Source organism: Chania multitudinisentens RB-25 (assembly GCF_000520015.2).
GTDB lineage: Bacteria > Pseudomonadota > Gammaproteobacteria > Enterobacterales > Enterobacteriaceae > Chania > Chania multitudinisentens.
The window spans coordinates 1225085-1248084 of the sequence record NZ_CP007044.2 but is presented as its reverse complement, the minus strand read 5'-3'; the positions used below and the strand labels follow the sequence as shown (position 1 = coordinate 1248084).

Annotated in this window: 20 protein-coding genes and 1 pseudogene; 16 read left to right on the top strand and 5 right to left on the bottom strand. The window is 48.7% G+C overall.

Features of this window, described 5'->3' with window-relative positions; all coding sequences use genetic code 11:
- Positions 1–53 precede the first annotated feature (53 nt).
- The 8 genes from Z042_RS05390 to Z042_RS05355 all read left to right on the top strand — a co-directional run bounded on the left by Z042_RS05390 (position 54) and on the right by Z042_RS05355 (position 7342).
- Positions 54–2639 (top strand): fimbria/pilus outer membrane usher protein, encoded by a 2586-nt coding sequence (locus Z042_RS05390; RefSeq protein ID WP_024914345.1) that lies wholly within the window; start codon positions 54–56, stop codon positions 2637–2639.
- Positions 2640–2648: 9 nt separating this feature from the next.
- Entirely contained in the window at positions 2649–3560 is a 912-nt protein-coding gene (locus Z042_RS05385; RefSeq protein ID WP_024914344.1) for a fimbrial protein, read from the top strand.
- Positions 3561–3570: 10 nt separating this feature from the next.
- A complete protein-coding gene (locus Z042_RS05380) occupies positions 3571–4110 on the top strand; it encodes a fimbrial protein (protein ID WP_024914343.1) in 540 nt (179 codons plus the stop codon).
- A gap of 94 nt (positions 4111–4204) precedes the next feature.
- Positions 4205–4723, top strand: coding sequence for a fimbrial protein (locus tag Z042_RS05375; RefSeq protein WP_024914342.1), 519 nt, complete (start codon positions 4205–4207; stop codon positions 4721–4723).
- A gap of 196 nt (positions 4724–4919) precedes the next feature.
- Complete coding sequence (locus Z042_RS05370; RefSeq protein ID WP_024914341.1) at positions 4920–5471, top strand: fimbrial protein; 552 nt, start codon at positions 4920–4922, stop codon at positions 5469–5471.
- A 92-nt stretch (positions 5472–5563) separates the two neighbouring features.
- Positions 5564–6100 carry a fimbrial protein gene (locus tag Z042_RS05365; RefSeq protein ID WP_024914340.1) on the top strand — a complete coding sequence of 179 codons (537 nt, stop codon included), beginning with the start codon at positions 5564–5566 and terminating at the stop codon, positions 6098–6100.
- Between the two features lie 117 nt (positions 6101–6217).
- Entirely contained in the window at positions 6218–6766 is a 549-nt protein-coding gene (locus Z042_RS24430; RefSeq protein ID WP_024914339.1) for a fimbrial protein, read from the top strand.
- 54 nt (positions 6767–6820) lie between these two features.
- On the top strand, positions 6821–7342 hold the full coding sequence (locus Z042_RS05355; RefSeq protein ID WP_024914338.1) for a fimbrial protein: 522 nt from the start codon (positions 6821–6823) through the stop codon (positions 7340–7342).
- A gap of 204 nt (positions 7343–7546) precedes the next feature.
- Here the strand turns inward: Z042_RS05355 and Z042_RS26815 are convergent, their stop codons facing one another.
- Positions 7547–7699 carry a FaeA/PapI family transcriptional regulator gene (locus tag Z042_RS26815; RefSeq protein WP_417903533.1) on the bottom strand — a complete coding sequence of 51 codons (153 nt, stop codon included), beginning with the start codon at positions 7697–7699 and terminating at the stop codon, positions 7547–7549.
- Between the two features lie 1344 nt (positions 7700–9043).
- Between Z042_RS26815 and Z042_RS05345 the strand changes: the two genes are divergently transcribed.
- From Z042_RS05345 to Z042_RS05325, 5 genes and pseudogenes are all read left to right on the top strand, one after another.
- On the top strand, positions 9044–9574 hold the full coding sequence (locus Z042_RS05345) for a fimbrial protein (RefSeq protein ID WP_024910586.1): 531 nt from the start codon (positions 9044–9046) through the stop codon (positions 9572–9574).
- A gap of 142 nt (positions 9575–9716) precedes the next feature.
- Positions 9717–10268, top strand: coding sequence for a fimbrial protein (locus Z042_RS05340; RefSeq protein WP_024910587.1), 552 nt, complete (start codon positions 9717–9719; stop codon positions 10266–10268).
- An 88-nt stretch (positions 10269–10356) separates the two neighbouring features.
- Entirely contained in the window at positions 10357–12855 is a 2499-nt protein-coding gene (locus tag Z042_RS05335; RefSeq protein ID WP_081758398.1) for a fimbria/pilus outer membrane usher protein, read from the top strand.
- Positions 12856–12903: 48 nt separating this feature from the next.
- Positions 12904–13632 (top strand): annotated as a pseudogene (locus Z042_RS05330) (fimbrial biogenesis chaperone); the annotation flags it as partial.
- A gap of 333 nt (positions 13633–13965) precedes the next feature.
- A complete protein-coding gene (locus Z042_RS05325) occupies positions 13966–14589 on the top strand; it encodes a helix-turn-helix transcriptional regulator (RefSeq protein WP_236849219.1) in 624 nt (207 codons plus the stop codon).
- A gap of 83 nt (positions 14590–14672) precedes the next feature.
- Here Z042_RS05325 and Z042_RS05320 read toward each other — a convergent pair whose 3' ends face one another.
- The 3 genes from Z042_RS05320 to Z042_RS05310 form a co-directional block, all read right to left on the bottom strand.
- Positions 14673–15215: a CS1 type fimbrial major subunit gene (locus Z042_RS05320; protein WP_024910591.1), complete on the bottom strand. Its 543-nt coding sequence runs from the start codon at positions 15213–15215 to the stop codon at positions 14673–14675.
- Positions 15216–15874: 659 nt separating this feature from the next.
- A complete protein-coding gene (locus Z042_RS05315; RefSeq protein WP_024910592.1) occupies positions 15875–16321 on the bottom strand; it encodes a VOC family protein in 447 nt (148 codons plus the stop codon).
- Between the two features lie 283 nt (positions 16322–16604).
- Positions 16605–17813, bottom strand: a complete 1209-nt coding sequence (locus Z042_RS05310) for a BaiN/RdsA family NAD(P)/FAD-dependent oxidoreductase (protein ID WP_024910593.1) — start codon at positions 17811–17813, stop codon at positions 16605–16607.
- Between the two features lie 284 nt (positions 17814–18097).
- On the opposite strand from Z042_RS05310, the gene pitA reads away from it, so the two are divergent.
- A complete protein-coding gene (gene pitA / locus Z042_RS05305) occupies positions 18098–19603 on the top strand; it encodes an inorganic phosphate transporter PitA (RefSeq protein WP_024910594.1) in 1506 nt (501 codons plus the stop codon).
- Between the two features lie 65 nt (positions 19604–19668).
- Here the strand turns inward: pitA and uspB are convergent, their stop codons facing one another.
- The gene (gene uspB / locus Z042_RS05300) at positions 19669–20004 is read right to left on the bottom strand and encodes a universal stress protein UspB (RefSeq protein WP_024910595.1); all 336 of its coding nucleotides are present in this window, start codon (positions 20002–20004) and stop codon (positions 19669–19671) included.
- Positions 20005–20790: 786 nt separating this feature from the next.
- On the opposite strand from uspB, the gene uspA reads away from it, so the two are divergent.
- Together uspA and gdhA are read left to right on the top strand one after the other, a co-directional pair.
- The gene (gene uspA / locus Z042_RS05295) at positions 20791–21231 is read left to right on the top strand and encodes a universal stress protein UspA (protein WP_024910596.1); all 441 of its coding nucleotides are present in this window, start codon (positions 20791–20793) and stop codon (positions 21229–21231) included.
- A gap of 185 nt (positions 21232–21416) precedes the next feature.
- Entirely contained in the window at positions 21417–22760 is a 1344-nt protein-coding gene (gene gdhA, locus Z042_RS05290) for an NADP-specific glutamate dehydrogenase (RefSeq protein ID WP_024910597.1), read from the top strand.
- The last annotated feature ends 240 nt before the right edge of the window (positions 22761–23000 follow it).

Genomic DNA, 23000 nt, shown 5'->3' with positions numbered 1-23000 from the left:
TGATGCGCGGCACTCAGGTAACACGGAAGAACACAGGAAAAGGACTGTAAGTGATGGCAAGGAAAGCACGCCTTCGGAAAGGCAAGGTGCCTCGCTACGTCTGCCGGTTTACACCGCTGGCGTGGTCAATAAGCTGCCTAGCATTGTTGTGGGGAAACCTGGCACAAGCAGAGTATAAATTCAGCCAAGCGCTATTACAGATAGGCGATACGCCGAAGACCGAGGTAGATCTGGCGGTATTTTCTGAAGGCGGCCAACAGCCCCCTGGCGAATACCGCGTTGACGTTTTTCTCAATGAAAAGCGTGTGGATACACGAGTCCTCACCTTCACGCAGCAAAAGGATGAACAAGGCAAAGAACGCCTGATCCCCTGCCTGAGCACGGCAGATCTGCAAGCCTTTGACGTCAACATGGCGGCATTCCCTGCACTGCAAGCCCAGGGAGAGTGCGTAGACTTTTTGCACATCATCCCCTATTCCACTGCCGAGTTTGTTTTCAGCCAACAGCAGCTCAAACTTACCCTGCCCCAGGCAGCACTGAAAAACCAGGCGCGCGGCTATGTTTCACCAGAACGTTGGGATAACGGTATTCCAGCCCTGTTAAGCAACTACAGTTTCAGCGGTGCCCAAAGCCGTCAACGTGGGGGCGGCCAACAGGAGAGCAGCCATTTTCTCAGCCTGCGCAACGGCGTGAACCTGGGTGCCTGGCGTTTGAGAAATTACAGTATCTGGAGCCGGGACGATCAAGGGAATAACCACTGGCAAGCAGTGAATACCTACCTGCAACGTGACATTGTTCGCCTGAACAGCCAATTGACATTGGGCGATACCAATACGCCCAGCGAAATTTTTGACAGTTTGTCGTTCCGCGGCGCGCAGTTGGCTTCTGTTGAGGCAATGTACCCAGACAGCCTGCAAGGCTACGCCCCGGTGGTGAGAGGCATCGCCCGCAGTAACGCACAAGTGACCACCCGGCAGAACGGCCAGATAATCGACCAACGCTATGTGCCACCGGGGGAGTTTGAAATTACCGACCTGTATGGCGTCTCCGGCAGCGGTGATTTAAATGTGACCATTGCGGAGAGCGATGGCACGCAGCAGCAGCTTATCGTACCTTTTGCCTCCCTGCCTGTATTACAGCGAGAAGGCCGCCTCAGCCACAGCCTGACTGCCGGGCAGTATCGCCCGACAGAAAGTGACGGTGAGCGCAGTGATTTCCTCCAGGCTACCCTGATTTACGGCCTACCCTGGGGGGTAACGGTCTATGGCGGCACACAGCTGGCAAACCGTTATCAGGCTCTGGCCGCCGGGCTTGGCAAGAATATGGGGAATGCCGGAGCAATATCACTGGATGTGACACAGTCTTGGAACCGGCAACGTGTGGATAACCTGCCAGAGCAGGACAACCAGGGGCAGATGTGGCGTTTGCGCTACGGCAAAAGTTTTGACACCACAGGAACGCGGCTGACGCTGGCTGGCTATCGTTATGCCACAGAGGGTTTTTCAACGTTGCAACGGGCATTGAGCCGCACGGGGGGAAGCAATTCTGACGGCTCGCTAGGGGATTTCAGCAGTGCCAGCGCACAAACACGGAGCCGCAAAGAAGTCTCCATGCAGCAGGGGCTGGGGCGAATGGCCGGTTCACTCACCCTGAGTCTGATAGAAGAAGATTTTTGGGATAACACCGGAAAACGCCAATCCATCAGCCTGGGGTACAACGGCAGCCTCAAAGGGGTGAGTTACGGAATCAACTATACCCAGAACAAGAATCATACTGGCAGCACTACCAGCAACACCGACCGGGTGATCGCACTCAACGTCAGCGTACCGCTGAACTTCTGGTCACAACCGGCATGGGCCAGTTATGCCATCAATCACAGTAACAGCGGCCAGACGACTCAAACGGTTGGCCTCAGCGGAACGGCATTGGAGGGGAACACCCTCAATTGGGGGCTGACCCAGGGATATACCAACCAGGGGCAAGGCGAGAACGGTAACCTCAGCCTCGCTTACCGCGGCAGTAAAGCACTGGTCAGCACCAGTTTCAGCCACGATACCCACCAGCAACGTCTGAGCTATGGCTTACAGGGGGGGATCCTGCTGCACGCCAATGGCGTCACTCTTTCCCAACCGCTGAATGATACGGTGGTGCTGGTCAAAGCCCCCGGTGCGGCGGGAGTCAGTATTCTCAATAATATCGGCGTCAAAACGGACGGGCGTGGTTATGCCACCGTTCCTTACGCGACCCCATATCGCGAAAACCAGATTGCACTGGACCCTACCACCCTACCTGACGATGTTGAACTGGCATTAACCAGTAAAACGGTCATTCCTACGCAAGGTGCCGTTGTGGTGGCCGACTACCAGACCAAGGTCGGTTCACGATTGATGATGACCCTGCTGCGCTCCGACGGTAAACCCGTTCCATTCGGTGCCCAGGCGGCGTTACAAGGCGTGGCGGAAGTGAACAGCAATATTGTTGGTGACGGTGGGCAAGTCTACCTGACGGGAATGCCTGAGCAAGGCACCTTGCAAGTGCAATGGGGAGCTCAGCCGGACCAGCAATGTACCGCGAGTTACCGCCTGCCAGCGCCAACGGCGGAGCCAGGTATCCCGATGATCAACGGACAGTGTCTTTAAGGAGAGGGCATGAAAAAACGGGTGAAAATTGTCTTGCTGCTGCTGAGTACCAGTGGTTATGCCTGGGGCTGTACCTTGAGCGGCCCCTCTGCGCAGTTATCCGTGATTATTCCGCCCCTGACGGTACAACGCGACCTGCCGATCGGCACCGTTATCTGGCAGCAGACGGTCAATGCCCCCTTATTGGAGTTGGCCGGTGAATGTGGGGATGAAAGCGAAACACGCGCCAATTTGGTAGGGAACGACAGTGGGATATTGAGTGGGCGCAACCCGGTATACAACACGGGCGTACCCGGTATCGGTTATGCCGTGGCCACCGGCCCGGAATTCAGCGATGGGTGGCCCGCCGCAAAAGACAAAACCGCCAGTGTAAACACGCTCAGTCTGCGCCTGGTAGTGACCGGCACGGTGTCCTCGGGGGTGCTGGATGCGGGTGAATATGCTCGTAGGCTCATTGACGGCCAGACGGCCCAGCAACTTATGGTTCAGACATCAGTTCCCTTAACCCGCCTGGCCTGTGAACTGAATGACAGCCGGGACCGGGTGGTACCACTAGGTGCCGTCTTGCGTACCGGTTTTACCGGCCCAGGCAGCACTCAGGGCGAACAGGTTTTTCAACTGGGGCTGACCTGCGACGCCGGAACTCAGGTCAATATTCAGTTTGACGGAGAAGCGGACAACAGCGGAACACCAGGAGTACTGGCCTTGCTGAACCACGGTGAGTCAGGCATTGCCAGTGGCATTGGCGTACAACTGTTATATCACCAGACCCCGATAGCGTTAGGGGAAAGATTACCTTTGGAAACAGCCCCGGCGGGTGTACGCACCTATCCGTTTACTGCACGCTATTACCAGACACAGCCCAAGGTCACCTCCGGCGATGCCAACGCGGTGGCAACATTTAATCTGACTTATCAATAAGGATATCAGGATGATAAAGCGAATTAACACGCTGGCACTACTGACTGCTACGCTGCTGGCACCACCGCTGTGGGCCGCCGATGGCATAATGAAATTTAACGGCAAAGTGACGGAAAACACCTGTGTGCTGGAGGCGAAAGACCTGACAGTGGATCTAGGCACCATTGCCGCAGTAACTAATCTCTCGGGCGCTACAGGCGCAGGCAGATTCACCATTCAGCTTAATGACTGCCCTGCCAGTAGCAACCAGGCCAGAATTCGCTTTGAAGGGGTGCTGGTAGATTCGAGCTTCAGGCCTGGCACCGTGTTTGCGTTTAGCAACCAAAATGAAGACGGGGCGGCCCAGAACGTTGGCTTTACCATTGACAGTTTGTACGCTAACAATCCGATCCCCGTTGGTGGGGAAAGCAAACTTTATACATTGGAAACAGGCACAGGTTCCATCAATAAACTGGAGTTTTCGCTTGGTTTTCAACGCATCAAGAGCAATGCCCCCGTGACACCGGGCATGGCGACGGGCGATACGCAATTCAGCATCATTTACCCTTAATTATTGCAGGAGTGTTTTAAAAACATTAACTCAGACGGTTATTTTATGCCGCTACTGAATAACCAAACCATATCAACTCCATAAGGGTATTGTGATGAAACAACAGATTTATGCTCTCATAATCTTAGCTGCTTCAGGAGTAGCATTTACGGCACAGGGTGTTGACGGGAATATTCATGTTACTGCTAAGTTTGTCACTCCAGCCTGTAACCTGCAGGCCAATTCAAAAGATATGACCGTTCCTTTAGGAGATGTGTCGTCGTCAGAATTAAAAACAAGCGGCGCAGTTTCAGCAACGACCGCGTTCAGTTTGAAACTGACTGACTGTGCTGCTTATACAGCAGTTTACATCTCGTTTGATGGCGTGGCGGCAGAAAATCATGACAAGGTCTTTGCTCTGGATGATCAAGGGCAGAGCTCCACCGCAAGCGGTATAGGGCTGGAAATTCTCTCCAATGGGGAGGCAATGCCTGTAGGATCTGCTCTAAACGGAGCCTACACCGGAAGTGGAGATACCACTTTCAATTATGCAGCTCGTTATAAGGCTCTGGAAAACAATACTCAATCCGGTAATGCCAACGTCACTGTTCAATATAACGTTGTGTATAAGTGATATGAGCCAGAGCCCACTTAAAAACAATTTAATTATAAATTTCAGCGCCAAAAATTAAAAAACGTTGGCGTTTACCTAGCAGAAATTTAAAAACTTACATCGTAACGGGTCCATGAATTTTCACGGCAGTAAAAACAGGTTGTTTCACATCCCGTGACAACATTTACTTTGGCTTAGCGATAAGGACATCAGGGTAATGAAACTAATAACACCTCTAGCCATACTGACTGCCACGCTGCTGGCCCCACCGCTGTGGGCCGCCGATGGCATAATGAAGTTCAACGGCAAGGTAACAGAAAACACCTGTACTCTGGATGCAGGTTCGAAAAATCAGACGGTGAGTATTCGTAATGGAGGGGTTTCCACCGTTAACTCTATGTCGCTGAGTACAGAATTCTTTATTCAACTTAATAATTGCCCAGCGAGCAGCAACCAGGTTCGTATCCGATTTGAAGGGAGCAAAGCATCTGGCTCCAGCTTGGGATATGACGCTGATAAGATGTTTGCTTTCAGTAATACCGGGCAGCCGGGAGCCGCAGAAAACGTCGGCTTTACTATTTCTGAGGATGGTTCGTCTACCTCAACCGATGATTCTGTTATTGCCGTTAATGGATTAAGTAAAACCTATGACCTACAAACCGGTATCATTAATAAAATCCCTTTTTTCGTAAGAGCTTATTGGACTGACTCCCAAAAAATCACAGGGCATGCGATAGGGCATGTGCAGTTTAGCCTAGATTACCCCTGAAGATGGTGTGTTTTTTAACAACGTCAACAGCAACCATCATGTAATGAAGTAATAAGGCCATGGTTCTTTATAAATACTCTAAGGATACTGCGATGAAAAAGAATATCTATAGTACCCTGTTATTTTCGGTCATCGGAGTGAGCTTCAATGCCCTAGCAGCAGATGGTGAGATTATCGTCACCTCTGACTTCTTTGTTGCTACCTGCAACTTGCACACCGATTCAAAAAACATGTCGGTCCCCCTAAATAATATTCAGTTGTCAAAGTTGAAAACGGCGGGAGATACCTCAGAATCCGTGGCGTTTAATCTGAAATTTACTGATTGCGCCGTTGGTACATTCGCGTATCTCATATTCGAGGGTACTGCTGCCGGAAACGACAATAAGGTTTTTGCACTGGATGATAATGGTCAGAATTTTAACGCCAGCAGTGTTGGGCTAGAGATTAATGACTGGCAGGGAAAGGCAATAACTGTAGGAGGGAGTGACTTTAACCGCCTGACCACAGGCCTTGCTCTAGTAGGGAAAGAGACCATATTTCCTTTCTCTGCCCGTTACAAAGCCTTAGATAATAATGTGAAACCCGGCCTGGCCAATGTCACGGTACAGTACAGCGTGACCTATAGGTGATTCAGCTACCTTAATCTATGGGTACATTTCAGGAGCCATTATTACCAGTATCCCTACATTCCCCTCCACAGCGTTGAATATGGGAATATTAGCTGACCAAAAATAAGGATAATCAGGATGATAAAACCAATAACGTTACTGGTCGTTGCGGCCACTACGCTGCTGGCCTCACCGTTATGGGCCGCCGATGGCATAATGAAGTTCAACGGCAAGGTAACAGAAAACACCTGTACTCTGGATGCAGGTTCGAAAAATCAGACGGTGAACTTAGCCAGAAAATCTAATTATAATTCTGGCAGTACCTCCAGTGCTGACAAGTTCACAATTATAATTAGTAATTGCCCCGCCAGCAGTAATCAGGTTCGTATCCGGTTTGAGGGAACAGATACAGGAAAAAATACTTACGATAACGGCACATTATTCGCTTTCAATAATACAGGGCAGCCCGGAGCTGCCGGAAATGTTGGCTTCTCAATTAATTATCTGACTGATCCTCCTTATTTTACGCCAAAGGGCTTGACCAACGGAGACAGCAGATCCTATGACTTGCAGGCTGGTGACAATAATTTCCCCTTCTATGTAGGGTGGTCACGTATTAATAGTTCCACCCCTGTCACGCCGGGAAATGTGGTCGGGAACGTGCAGTTTAGCGTGGATTATCCTTAATCCCCCCTTTAACCAGAGGGGAATATCCCCAGCCAATACTCAAAGGATATGATTATGAAAAAGAATATATGCAGCGCCCTATTATTTGCGGTTACCGGGGTAAGTTCTGGTGCATTTGCGGCAGATGGTAACGTGGCTATTACTGGTGAGTTCTTTGTTTCCACCTGTAACATACAGGCTGAGTCAAAAAATATGACAGTTTCACTGGGTAATGTTCAGCGTTCGGATCTTAAAACGGCAGGAGCAACCTCTGCTGCGGTTCCATTCACGTTAAGCTTTACTGATTGTGCTCTGAATTCGGGAATACAGGTGCAATTTATGGGCACAGCCGCCGCTAGCGACAACACGGTGTTCGTACTGGATAATGCTAACCAGGTTTCTACCGCCAAAAATGTGGGGCTACAAATCCATGACCAGTGGGATAATGTCAAATACCCTAATTATGTTGGTTCATGGACTATCGCCAACAATAGCACGATGAGCCTAGCCTATAAGGCTGCCTATATTGCACTGAGTGACGATGTTGAACCCGGCGATGCTAACGTACTGGTTGAATATATCGTTACTTACGTGTAACAGCGGCATTGATGTTATGCCTTGCTATTCAACAGGTTGCCTTGAAATCACCTAAGCCTGGCCATTGGGATAGAGGCACTCCTTAGGGAGCCTCTCTTCCCATTACCATCACGCATAACGGTGAGCCATGAAGCATAAATCAAGGAAATGCGTTGTTTCTCACCGCCGGATAACGCACGAATCCCCTTTTCAACACGGCCACTTTTATTCAGTGCAAACATACCAACGCAGTGAGTTATTGATACTGCGGTGAGAACAGTGAACTTTCCCTTCTTTTTCCAACGCCAGGAGCAGTGTACGTGCCACATAAATGTTCACACCACATTGGTCTGCCAACTCTCGTGTTTTCGGCCACATTTCCATCGGTGGCAGAGGCTGCAAGGCCTCCTGATCCGAGCACCTCGCACATAAGTTTTGTAACTCGTTTAACATATGCTGTTTTCGGAGTTCATAGGTTACTGGTATTTTTCCCATGGTTGTTTCCTGATCGTTATTTTCGTGTATTACCATCTCAAGCAATGCATCAACCACACAGGGATACTGTGTAAACTGACGAAAACCTCACCCTTCACCCTACGCCAAAGTAGCCAGCACTTTCATAGCATAACAGTTCACCCAAGCCACACAGAGACGAAACTATCTGATAATAATAGGCACTTTAGGCATCTCACTGCCTTAATCAGCATACTACAAGTTACATGTACGTTGACTTTGTTATTCGCCCCTACACCACTGCCTTCCTGTAATTCGGGCTATTAGCATCCAGATAATTTGCTTTTTATTGCAAATTAATCAGATTTAATCACCCTAAATTACCATGAGAATTTTCTTGGTTTTTAAGGATGAGAATATACCTCACAGTACCAATCTGCCTCCCTTGGCCATTATATTAGCAATGTATTTAATACTGACATATCGCTTAAAAAATTACAGTTATCACCTTTAACTCTATTATGGTAACCCTCCTAAATCGTCACTACCTAAGCCTGAAAAAGAGGTCTGTATTGCCCTAAATTTACAGAAAAATCCTAGAGAAAAAAATAGCAATAACCCTTCAAGATAAAGATTATTTTTTATTAAAAATCAAATGTTAATTTATTGTTTTAACCATGATGATTCATAAGTCATAATATATATACCCCTTATTAATCCACCATCAAAAAAATTAAATTTTAATCATAAAAAACAATAGTTTATATAGAATTCAATTATGTAGACAACTCAAAAAACAAGATAGAAGGAAATGTTATCACCAGCCTAAAACCTCCCTTCATCGCGCCATTTCACAGTTTTTAGTTAAAAAAAACCACATATATATGTTTTGGCAGTCAATTCTTCTACAATATTTATTCATACGATCTATTAGATTTTTAAGGAAATAAAATTTAATTTTGTTTAGATTTATATTCTGAATTTTATTGATTTATTAAAAATACATTTCCAATAACACCATTAATTTGCAAGAATATTCCCAGCAGGAAGCCAAGGTAATATTCATATTTAAAATCTAATTGCCTGTCTTTTAGACATACCCTAAAACCTTGTGTAATTTACATTATAAATTATGCAAAACAGTATATTACCCGAGACAAAGGAATTGACTCTCTACTGTCACATCAGCGACATGACGTCGCTGATGTGACAGTAGATTTAGATGTGTTCTTCTTTCGTTTTAAATACTCTCTACAGGAAATTGAGACAATGAAACTGAATAAATTAATGCTGGCAACCGTTATTGCTTTCTCTGCTGTATCTGTTGCTCAGGCCGCCCCTAATCAGGGGGGAGGTACCGTAACCTTTGACGGTGACATTATCGATGCGCCATGCAGCGTTGCACCAGAATCCGTTGAGCAAACGGTTCCCATGGGCCAAATCAGCAGCAAGGTGCTGGCAAACGAAGGAAAATCCAGCTCGGAGGCTTTTAACATCACACTGAAAGACTGCAATTTTAGTACTCAAAGGTCCGTGAAAATCGCCTTCACTGGCCTGCCCGCTGACGGCAACAGTGAACTGCTGGGCCTGGCTGGTACTGCACGTGGTGCGGGTATCCAACTGGTCCACGGCACTAACGAGAAAATAGCTATTGATGGCACTCAAATCAGTGTGAACAACCTGAATGCAGGCGATAACATTTTGCGCTTTGCCGCCTACCTGCAAGGTAGCAGTGCCACAGATCCCGTGGAGCCTGGTGATTTCACCAGCGTTGTGAACTTTACTCTGACTTACCCGTAACACTAGACAGTATCCCTCAATTGAGCACTTCTGGCGCTCAATTGAGGGACACGGCCTACGATGAGGATGCCTGCCGGGTACTCCTTCACTTTATACCCTCTGGCAATAAGTGAAGGATAAGCCACAACGGAGAGATGCCGACATGACAACTCGATTTTGGGGAGCACTGCTTGTTACGCTCAGTGTCTGCGGTACATCCGCAGTAGCAAAAAACCAAGGCTATGGCCGGGTTTATCTGGGGGGAGAGATCGTAGAAACCCCTTGTGGTATTGCCAGTGATAGCCTGGATCAAACTATTGATTTTGGTCTGATATCTATAGCCGACGCCGCCCCTGGCTCGCAGCCTTTGCTCATCAGCAGCCGCCGTTATTTTCAAATCAAGCTGGTGAACTGCGTTTTGGCAAGCCAAATAAAACCTGGGGTTTCCTACCATGCCATGAATGTCATTTTCGATGGCGCAGCAGACAATGAAGAACCCGAATTATTGGCCGTAACTGGCGCTGCCAAGGGTATTGCCATTGAATTGCTCACCGATGCAGGCAGCAGGTTAGCACTCGGCAGCAGCACGGCGGATTATCTGTTGGTTGACGATCATAATGTCCTGAACTTCAGCGCTCAGTTGAAACTCCACCCCGGCTATGCACAGGCTGGCGAATTCAGTTCGCTAGTGAAATTTACTCTGTCTTATCTTTAGCTTCATTTTACCAGTGCCAGATTAACTCACTGAATAACATTAAATATTCAGGTCTTACGGATGGCCTATTATCAGGCGCGGATTTGCCATGAGCGATTATTCTATGACGTCATTAATGACTAGGAAAAAAATACAGGCCATTACTATCCTCCCTCTCTTCTATGGATATTCGGCTTTTGCCAACATGGAGTTCAATACTGACGTATTGGATATTAGCGATCGCAGCAAAGTGGATTTATCACGTTTTTCTGATGCTGATTACGTTATGCCCGGCGCTTATTTACTGGATATCAGGATTAATCAGAAAACGCTGCCACAGCGCAGCATCCAGTATCTGCCGCTAGCAGACAAAAAAAACAGCAAGGTTTGCCTGCCACCCGATCTGATTGAAAAAATGGCGCTGAAAACCGACGCCGCGAATAAAGTCACGCTGTGGCATGACGATCAGTGTGCTGATATCAGCGCCATTCCCGGTGCCACCGTCTCTGACCGCATTGGTGGCGGTGTACTGGCGATCACTATTCCCCAAGCCTGGATGAAATATTCCGATCCTGATTGGACACCGCCAGAACAGTGGGATAACGGCACCCCCGGTCTGTTACTGGATTACAGCGTCAGTGGGCAACTCGGTAGACAAAGCCATAATGGCTCCACATCGCAGACTCTCAGCAGCTACGGCACGCTGGGGGCTAACATGAGTTTCTGGCGTCTGCGGGCTGATTATCAGGCCAACACCAGTCGGCAAGAGGATCAACACAACAGCAATTTTGACTGGAACCAGATCTATGCCTACCGCGCCCTGCCGATGCAGGCTGCCAAGCTGACCGTGGGCGAAATGTTCCTCAACTCCAAGATTTTTGACTCTTTCCGCTTCACCGGTGTCAACCTGGCCAGCGACGAACGTATGCTGCCGCCAAACTTGCAGGGTTATGCGCCACAGGTCCGTGGCATTGCCAGAAGCAACGCCAAGGTTACCGTCTTGCAGGAAGGCCGTACCCTGTATCAAACCACCGTGCCCGCCGGGCCGTTCGTGATCCAGGATCTCAACAGTTCAGTGCGTGGCAGGCTGGACGTCAGGGTAGAAGAACAAGACGGCAGCGTCTCCACTTTCCAGGTTGATACCGCCACCATTCCGTATCTGACGCGCCCAGGTTATGTGCGTTACAACACGGCGCTGGGCCAACCTTCGACTCACAACCACAATTTACAGGGGCCTTTTTTCTCGGCCAATGATTTCTCTTGGGGGATCACCAATGCCTGGTCACTGTATGGCGGTGGTCTGTTAGCCGGGGATTACAATGCCTGGGCGCTTGGTGTTGGCCGCGATCTGAACGTCTTCGGTGCGATGTCTGTTGACGTAACGCAATCTTTTGCCCGCCTGCCGAATGAACCCACGGCTTCTGGACTGTCGTTTCAAACCAACTACGCCAAACGGTTCGATGATTACAACAGCCAGATTACCTTCGCCGGTTACCGCTTTTCGCAGCGTAAGTTCATGAGCATGTCGCAGTATCTACAAGCGCGCTACAGCAACTACAACGCTCAATACTATGGGCGCGAGAAAGAGCTGTATACCATCACCGCCAGCAAAACTTTTATGGCGCAAGACAGTGCCAAAGCCATCACCGCCTATCTGACCTACTCACATCAGACTTATTGGAATGCACGCACGCAGAATCGTTATGGGCTCTCTGCCAGCAAGATGTTCGATATCGCTAATTTCAATCACATCACCACATCCCTGGCAGCGTTCCGTACTACCTATCAAGGACGAACCGATGACAGCCTGGTGTTGAACGTGACCGTGCCCATCGGCGAACGCCGCCGTGTTGGTTACTCACTGCAAACCAACAACAGCGATATCACCCAGGTCGCCTCCTATAGCGATTACACCAACCCGAACAAGACCTGGCAGGTCAGCAGCGGAGTTAATCAGGATGGTAAACCTTTGGCACGTGGTTTTTATACCCATAACACACCTTACGGTTCGCTCAATGCCAACGTTTCTTATCAAAAAGATAACTATTCCTCGGTGGGCGGTACTTTCCGCAGCGGGATTACCGCTACCCAATACGGCATTGCGACACACCAGAACTCCAGTAACGGCGGTAGCCGCCTGATGCTGGACACCGGTGGCGTTGCCGGAGTGCCAATTAACAATGGCCGTGCTCACAGCAACCGTTTAGGTCTGGCGGTCATTTCCGATATCACCAGCTATTACAACACCGACACGCGGATTGACGTCAACCAACTGGCAGACGATGTAGAAGCCACCCGCGCCGTGGTGCAGAGCACGCTGACCGAAGGCGCCATCGGCTATCGCCGCTTCGACGTGGTGAAAGGCAGCAAATTGCTGGCCGTACTCAAGTTGGCAGACGGCAGTGAACCGCCGTTTGGTGCCATGGTTTTGAACGAGCAAGGCCGTGAAATAGCCGTAGTGAGTGATGAAGGTTCGGTATTCCTGACCGGAGTCCAGCCAGAAGAACAGTTGGATATCGCTTGGGAAGGCCAGCGTCAGTGCCGTGTCGTTATTCCCAACACCGCCAAACCGCTGGAACAACTGCTGCTGCCATGTATAACGCTCTGATCTATAAAACAAACCTATTGACGTAGGTTCCAATGAGAATTGATGAGTATGAATAACTGTCTATTAATCAAAATGGCCGCTGCCAGCGTGATTCTAGCCACCCTCGCCCCGGTGGCTCAGGCGGCGATAGCGCTGGATCGCACACGTGCGATTTATCTCAGCGATGCAAAATCCATCAGCCTGAATGTGATTAATGAAAACAAAGAACTGCCCTTCTTGGCACAGGCGTGGCTGGAAGATGAGCAACATCAGAAAATCACCGCGCCACTGGTGGTTTTGCCGCCACTGCAACGGGTAGAGGCTGGCGAACGCAGCGTGGTGCGGATCACCAAAACGGCCGGAGCCGATAGTTTGCCACAGGACCGTGAATCACTGTTTTATTTCAACCTGCGCGAAATACCGCCTAAAAGCAGCAAAACCAACGTGATGCAGTTGGCCTTGCAGACACAAATCAAACTGTTCTATCGGCCAAAGGCGATCGTGATGCCAAAGGGCCAGATCTGGCAAGAGCAACTGGTATTTCGCAAAAGCAGCAGCGGGCTGACGATTGAAAACCCAACGCCGTTTTACATCACCCTCACCGGGATTGCCCGTAACTCCCAAAAACAGGGCGGCGGTGCATTGGGGGATTTCCAACCCATAATGCTAGCCCCCAAATCCAGTGAAAACGTGAAACTGCGTGACAACAACCTCAACAGTTTTGTTGTGACTTACATCAATGACTACGGTGGCCACCCAGAGCTGCGCTTCCAGTGTGACGGCAATCTCTGTAATGCCATGCCAAACACCAATCAATTTAGCTATCAACAATGGTGCCAATGGCGCAGCGATTGCGCTATTCGACAGCCAAGGAGCAGCAATCAATTTAAATACCCCAACAAATGCAACCGTATTACAAATGGGGGTTACTACGCTGGAATTTTCCGCTTATGTTCAGGGGCATCCCTCTGCTATAGAAAATAAAACCATTACCGAAGGCGAGTTCAGTTCTGCTGCCAATTTTATACTCGCTTATCAATGACAATATTATCATCAGGATTTATGTAGCCATCTCAAATAAAATTACCGATGTTCTATTTTGCCATGCATATTGGCTCTAGCAAAGGAGGAATGATGCTTAAGGTTCAATTCACTCTGCTTGATAGTAATAACTTCTATCAACAGGGATTATTGTATGTATTGCAGGATTATATTGATTTTCTAAACGAGTGTTATCAGTACTCCCCACAATCAGCCCCGGTGGAATTCAACTCCCTTGATAATATGGAAATCATTTTCCGTACTCAGGAAGATAATCAAGGCTGCGCCAGTTGTTATATCAGTGCACATCATACTCCCCAACATCAGCAAATGACCATGATGATTCTGGAGAACCAAGAGCACTATCATTCCACAAAGCACTCACTCTCCTTCAGCATCCATCGGGATGATTCCACTTCTCAGGTGCGCCAGAAACTGCAACTGGCGCTGGAACACTTCTGCCATCAACCTTTAGCAGTACGCATCAGCAGTCTGTATAAATGCCATCGATGCCGTCTTGCAGCGCTCAGCGCCTGTGAAAAGAAAGTGCTAAAACTGATGAGTACCGGTATGTCTGCCACCACCATCGCCGACATGCTACAGCGCAGCCAGAAAACGATCAGCGCTCATAAACGTTCGGCCATGCGTAAGCTCAATGTCAATAAAAACAGCGAACTGAATAGGGTTTTATTGGGCCAACTGGGGTTAGGGTAAAATGTTTTGCCCTAACGTTAAAATCCATTATCAAGGGTGGCTACCTAAGTGGACACCCTTGATAAGAAAAACGAATATCACCATTAAATAGCACTAGGCGGGATTTCAAATAACATCACCAGATCACCCGTATAATATCCTTGCGTGCTGACGTCATTACGCGCGGCAGGAGCATCTGCCTTGATTTGCACTTGGTAAACACTTTGATAACCATTGCCCACTTTGAGCTTCTGAGTGAACGTTTGTGTCGCATGACCAACACCAAGCTCTTTACCTGCGCTCCCAGCGTCCCCAAACCTGACGCCCACTTTCTCCATCTTATAAACAGCATCAGTACGCGTTATATCAAGGGGATGAACCAGAGAGACATTAACGCCTTGAGTAGTTGTCCATACCTGTATTGGGATATTCGCAGTGAAGGAGCGCTGTCTGCCATCCGTTGCGACCAGCCCGACAGTGTCGTACCATTCGCCACCCTCTGGCCGTGAAACGAATATGCTGTCACTGATATTCGCCGTGATCCTGATGGTTTTCACCACACCTGTCTGGCTATTTTGTGCCTGAGCCATCTCTGAAAAAATGAGCAGCCCGCCAACGATCGCTACACACAATTTACTTATATGCATATCTGATTACCCATTAAAATACATTAAGTATTACCGACATGGCTGCGAGTAATTCCATTCAGATTGAAGCACGTTGCGACTGGAACATACTTATCAGACCAGCGGTTGGGGTCCTCCCTCTCAAAAGCCCGACTTTCGCCGTCTTTCTTTTGCTTCCTATAACTTGAGCATGACAATATTTAAATGTAGGAATGAGATTTGATGATAATCATTACTCGCATTAGCCTGTAATGATTGATATTTAACATACAATACGTAGAGCGAGGTTATCTGCATGGCCTACGTATTGTAAATTATAGAAGAACTCGCAACATTTATTGAAGCCAGGTTTATAAAAAATTTTTTGTTTATGATAAATAAAAAAATCATTATTATTACTTCTGATAAATGGACAAAATGTTATTATCGACTACCGTCTTAGCATATTAATTTATAACAATACGTTAGATTAACCCCTCAATTAGATATTATCATTTTTTCAACGCGGCAAAGCGACCGTCACAGCACGGACAACAGGTTAGGAAATCATAGGCAATATAAGGAAATGGAAATAATATCAATAGGATGGAGAAAAATTCAGAATTTATTATGATTTACTCGCCACTATCCTGAAAAATGGGGTTGTTAACCCCATCCGGGTGGCTGTATGGACATTTGTCTTACAGCTTTTGCGCAATATCCCAGATAAAACCAAAGGGATCTTTTACACGCGCTTTTAAATCGCCCCAGAACATTTCAGCGGGTTTATTCAGCACCGTTGCACCGGCCTGCACCATTTCATCCACCAGCGCCAAAGCGTCATCAACGTACATATAGAAAATGAACGGTGTCGGAGAGCCTGATGTTTGTGGGCCGCTCAGGTCAGAATCCCAACCTTCCTTGTTAATAGTAAAGTTCGTGCCACGGTAGCGAATGCGGGCAAACATCATCTCTCCATCATCGCCTTCCAGCTCTGCAATCGCCACCATCCCCATCGCTCCTGTATAGAAATCAACGGCGGCTCTAACATTGGGCACATTAAGCGCGGTGGTCAGCCAAGTAAGCCCCATGCCTTCCCACGGGTGCGTGCGATTTTCAACATTGTTGAACCAATTCAGTTTTTTCATTTCGGCTTCCTTTAACAATCAGTCACTCAATATTCATGTGTGAAAGCGTAGCTGCTGGCAATAAACACGATTTTATCGGGAGGTTGCAGGGCAACGATATAAAAAATCAGACCAACAGTGTCAGTTAAGCTTTTGCAGAAGTATTGACGAAATAGCATCCTATTGAATGATTTATAATGCTGTTGCCTGCAACCACGCTTTTTTAAATTTTCACAAAGCCTATAACCCTATTTAGATCTTTTGGTCATTATCGTTGCGACCCATTCGCCTTTACTGCAAATCATCAGGCTTTAGTCTCTGCACAAACAGCGACAGCCTGTGCACAGGCCCAAGCCGAACTCCAGGCCCACTGGAAATTGTACCCTCCCAACCACCCTGTCACATCCACCACTTCACCAATAAAATACAGGCCAGGTACTGCATTCACCGCCATGGTTTTAGAAGAAAGCGCTTTGGTATCCACACCGCCCAATGTCACTTCTGCGGTGCGATATCCTTCCGTTCCGTTCGGCTGCACACGCCAGTTTTGCAAGTTTTCAGCCAAGGTGGCCTGTTGAGCAGTAGTCAACTGTTTCAATGTCGCTTCTGGCAGTTGCCCCAGCGTTTGCAGGAACTCAACCAAACGCTTCGGCAAGTGCAGAGCCAGCGTGTTTTTCAGGCTCTGGTTCGGGTGGGCAAGGCGTTGTTCATTCAAAAAGCCCAACAGATCAAGCTCAGGAAGTAAGTTAATACTTACAAACTCGCCAGGCTGCCAGTAGCTGGAAATTTGCAGAATCGCCGGGCCAGAAAGGCCACGATGGGTAAACAGGATGCTTTCACGGAAATGGGTACCGTTTTCCGCCGTGACCAACGCCGGAACCGAAACACCGGAGAGTGCCTGAGAGTGTTCAAGCAAGGGTTTATGCAGGGTAAAGGGAACCAAAGCGGCGCGGGTGGGCAATACGTTCAGGCCAAACTGTTCCGCCAGCTTATAACCAAACGGCGATGCACCCAGCCCCGGCATCGACAGCCCTCCGCTGGCAACAACAAGTGAGCGAGCACTCACTTTTTCACCATTCAGCGCCAGTTCAAATCCATGGCCGCTTTTTTCCACACTCATAACTTCGCTGCGCAAGCGCGTCGTTACCTGGCCTAGCTCACACTCTTTCACCAGCATATCGACCACCTGTTGCGCAGAATCATCGCAGAACAACTGCCCCAACGTCTTTTCGTGATAGGCAATACCGTAACGGTTAATCAGTTCGATAAAGTCCCACTGGGTATAACGCGCCAGCGCAGACTTGCAGAAATGCGGGTTATTTGAGAGATAAGCAGCGGGTTCAATGTACATGTTGGTAAAATTACAACGCCCACCGCCAGACATCAGGATCTTACGCCCGGGCTTTTTGCCATTGTCGATCAGCAGTACCCGGCAACCCAGTTGCCCTGCCTGCGCAGCGCAAAACATCCCTGCGGCACCTGCCCCTATCACTACTACATCAAACTGTTCCACCTGGGCCTCTCTGAGCAAAAAATCACCGTCACGGCTAAAAACGCTACTTTATGCCGCTTAATCTGCGGCGGGCGATTGTAAAGGTATCAACCAATCAGCGCTATCGTAAGAAAATGTTAGCAGGCGTTAATAGAAGTAACACACTGAAATCACGTCGATTAGTGATGAAGTCAATGCTTTTTTGCCGCATTGAAATCAAAAAAATGACATATTTCCCTTTTCCCCAGCACTGATTGTCACGGATAATGCGCGACGTTCATGTCCACCAACTTGGCGTAACGCTTATGTTGCATTTGTTCACTGGCCTGGATTTTCATACCGGCCTGATGTTAGTTCTCGCGCTGATCTTTGTCTTGTTTTATGAAGCCATCAACGGCTTCCATGATACGGCCAATGCGGTTGCTACTGTAATCTATACCCGTGCTATGCGCTCGCAGCTTGCGGTCGTTATGGCGGGCCTGTTTAACTTTCTTGGCGTCATGCTCGGCGGTTTGAGCGTTGCCTACGCCATCGTTCATTTGCTGCCCACCGATCTGTTGCTGAACGTCAGTTCATCGCACGGGCTAGCCATGGTCTTCTCCATGCTGTTGGCAGCAATCGTCTGGAACCTTGGTACCTGGTATCTGGGTATACCCGCTTCCAGCTCGCATACCTTGATCGGTTCCATTATCGGGGTGGGCCTCACCAACGCGCTGGTCACCAGCACATCGGTGGTTGATGCGCTGAATATCCCGAAAATGATCACGATCTTCCTGTCATTAATCTTCTCCCCGCTGATTGGGATGATTATTGCCGGGCTCATCGTATTTGTGCTGCGCCGTTACTGGAGCACGACCAAGAAGCGCCAGCGTATCCACATGACGCCATCAGAACGTGAAAAGGTTGACGGCAAACGCAAGCCGCCGTTCTGGACGCGTATTGCGTTGATCCTGTCGGCCATCGGCGTCAGTTTCTCACACGGTGCGAATGATGGTCAGAAAGGTATCGGCCTGATCATGCTGGTGCTGATCGGCGTTGCTCCTGCGGGTTTCGTACTCAATATGAATGCCACAGGTTATGACATCACCCGTACACGTGATGCCGTTGCTCACCTACAGCAATTCTATCAGCAACACGGCGATTCCCTCTCCCATGTGATCGCCCAAACGCCACAGGTGCCCACACAGCAAAATATCCCTCAGGCAGCTAACCAGCCTATTGAGTTTCACTGCGATAGCGCGCGCGCCATGATCGCCGTTGAGCACTCACTGAATCTGCTGAACAACCTGCAAAGTTACGATCAACTGACGGTGGAACAACGCAGCCATCTGCGCCGCCTGCTGATGTGCGTAACGGAGACGGCGAGTAAAGTGGCTAACCTGCCGGAAACCTCTGCCGACGACCAGCGTTTCCTGAAAAACCTGCGTTCTGATCTGCTGCAAACCGTTGAGTATGCACCACTCTGGATTATCATCGCGGTAGCCCTGGCGCTGTCTCTCGGAACCATGGTGGGCTGGAGGCGTGTTGCAACCACTATCGGTGAAAAAATCGGTAAGAAAGGCATGACCTACGCGCAAGGGGTGTCGGCACAGATGACCGCCGCACTGTCAATTGGCGTCGCCAGCTACACAGGTATGCCGGTTTCCACCACTCAGGTGCTCTCTTCGGCGGTTGCCGGGACCATGCTGGTGGATGGTGGTGGTGTGCAGAGCAAAACAGTGAAAAGCATCATGCTGGCCTGGGTACTAACCCTACCAGTATCTATTGCTCTTTCCGGCAGCCTTTACTGGCTGGCATTAAAGCTGATCTGAGTGTGATGCAGAGTAACAAGGCGGCCGAAATGGTCGCCTTTTTTGTACCCTGAAATCACCAGAGCCTAATACCAAATCGCCATCGCCAGCAGGCTAATGACCACCAGGCCGCACAATGCCGAGGTCAGAACAAACTGACCACGCACACGCTGGCAACGGCGAATAAATTCGGAGTCATGATGCTCAACATAACGCTGTGCAAAAATATAGCGCACCAGGCGTATCTGTTTGCTTGGTTGGCCGTGGGCAGTAAAAAAACCACCGCCATCGACATATTGATACAGTAGTGGGTCACAGCCGCGCAAAACCACCAACAACGTACGCAGAGAAGAGAAATACCGAGCCATATTAATCACACATACCACACATAAAGCCCAAAACAGCGCGATGGTACTCATCATGATTGCCCCCTCAAGGCGTTGTTATCCTGACCAACCGTCAAGTCAACGCCCTACCTCTACCCAATGCTGCCGAAGCCTGCGGCTCCCATCCCCCTAGCATCTTACGGCCCTACTATTCACCCCTCTACCAGCAAGGCTGGAGAGGAAATGCTCAGGCCTACATTTCCTATTGTAGAATAATGAAATGCAAACTGACTTGGCCCCGAATAAAAATTTACCGTGACCACTACATTTGTCATCTATACCCTGAATAATTTGAGTGGCAGGACAAACACGTAAAGCGTTTATAAACAACGCTTGCGCCAGCCTCAGAGGGGCCGGGTAACAAAATCAACGTATCTACAACTTGAAGCATGACGGGTATAACACTTGGTTATAAATAATAACCAGAGTAAATACTGCTTTTTCGCCATGGTATGCCCTATGTAAGCTACACTTTGCTCACGAAATCTTATAATTCCATGGGTAAATGGCCAGCTAACCACATAAAAAGCATTATTTTTTTGCCACATTACTGTAAAACTGAATCGGTAGATGTAAACAAAATTTATTAATGCGATGCAATGTGATCACACCAACATATCATGGTGTTATCTGAATGGTATTATGCAGGCAAGGCAGAGCGTTCAAGTAGCTTGCCAACCTTTTAATCGGCATTATGCCCAAAATACATGGCGTTGCATGGTAGGCCAACCGATTTGAACAGCGTTTATGCTGGCACCACGGGCAACCAACAACATCTCTGCAACTGCCAGTTCTCAGGGTATATATGGAAGGAGTATTCTCATGGCTTACAAACACATTCTGATCGCGGTTGATCTCTCACCGGAAAGCAAGATTCTGGTAGAAAAAGCCGTCTCAATGGCGCAACCGTACAATGCCAAAGTCTCTCTGATCCACGTTGATGTTAATTACTCCGATCTGTACACCGGCCTGATCGATGTGAATCTCGGCGATATGCAGAAACGCATCTCCGAAGAAACCCATCAGGCGTTAACCGAACTCTCGCAAAATGCTGGCTATCCGATCACTCAAACGTTGAGCGGCAGCGGCGATCTGGCACAGGTACTGGTCGATGCCATCAAGAAATACGATGTCGACCTGGTGCTATGTGGCCATCATCAGGATTTCTGGAGCAAATTGATGTCTTCAGCACGCCAATTAATTAACACCGTACACATCGATATGCTGATTGTACCGCTGCGTGACGAGGAAGATAAAAAGTAAGTACTTGCTAACCCAGATAACCAACGCCCGCGCCATGCGGGCATTTTTCGTTGCATAACCCTTATTTATTGCTTGTTAATAAGCCTCCCCCCGGTGATATAGTCGATACAGACACAACATCCTCCCCAACATATGAGCCACATCCATAACAACAGGGGAACCCAAATGCTAAAAGGAGTTATTCAATGGAACAAGCTGTATCACTGGAATCGTTTCTAACCTCGCTAAAGCGCCATAATTCGCATCAACCAGAATATCTACAGGCAGTACGGGAAGTTTTCACCTCGCTGTGGCCCTTCATCGAACGCAACCCACATTACCGTGACCACGCTTTATTAGAGCGCCTGGTTGAGCCGGAGCGCATCATTCAGTTCCGCGTCAGTTGGGTGGACGATCGTGGGCAGGTACAGGTCAACCGCGCCTATCGTATACAATTCAATTCGGCCATTGGCCCGTATAAAGGCGGCATGCGTTTCCACCCGTCGGTCAACACTTCCATTCTGAAGTTCCTTGGCTTTGAGCAGACCTTCAAAAATGCCTTGACCACGTTGCCGATGGGCGGTGGCAAGGGCGGTTCAGATTTTGATCCGAAGGGCAAAAGCCAGAGAGAAATCATGTGTTTCTGTCAGGCACTCATGACCGAACTTTATCGCCACCTGGGCCCGGATACCGATGTACCGGCAGGGGATATTGGCGTTGGTGGCCGTGAAGTGGGCTTTATGGCTGGCATGATGAAGAAACTGTCCAACAATACCTCTTGCGTGTTTACTGGTAAGGGTTTGTCGTTTGGTGGGAGCCTGATTCGCCCGGAAGCAACCGGTTACGGCCTGGTTTACTTTAGTGATTCCATGCTACAACGCCATGGTTTAGGCTTTGAAGGTATGCGCGTAGCGGTATCGGGTTCTGGCAACGTGGCGCAATATACCATTGAGAAAGCGTTGGAGCTGGATGCCCGTGTGATCACCGCTTCCGACTCCGGCGGCACCGTGGTAGACGAAGCGGGTTTCACCACCGAGAAACTGGCTCATCTGACAGAAATTAAAAACCAACGTTATGGCCGCGTGGCTGATTATGCCCGCGAGCGTGGCTTGACCTATCTGGCAGGCCAGCAACCGTGGAACGTACCGGTTGATATCGCGCTGCCTTGCGCCACCCAGAACGAACTGGATCTGGAAGCCGCACAGACTCTGATCCGCAATGGGGTAAAAGCCGTAGCAGAAGGCGCCAATATGCCAACCACCATTCAAGCCACCGATGCCTTCCTGGAAGCAGGTGTTCTGTTTGCTCCGGGCAAAGCGGCCAATGCGGGTGGCGTAGCCACTTCTGGCCTGGAGATGGCGCAGAATGCCGCGCGCATTAACTGGAAAGCAGAGAAAGTGGATATCCGTTTACGCCATATCATGGCGGATATTCATCAGGCCTGTGTTGAATACGGCGGTGAAGGTAAGCAAACGCACTATGTCCACGGTGCCAATATTGCCGGATTCGTCAAAATTGCTGACGCCATGCTAGCCCAAGGCGTGCTCTAATCCCTTCCTGCGTGACATAATTCACATATTCATCAAATAATGACATGCCGGTGTTTTCACCGGCATGCCTGTTATCTGGTAGCTGCTTCTTTTCCTCAAGAAAGTTATCAATAAGATGCAAATATGTTTATTTATTGATAATAAAATACAAATATTGAGTAGTAATATTACCACGATAAATTTCATAAACATTTTAATAACATAAAAAACTTCATAATTTTACATTAATGGTTATAGATC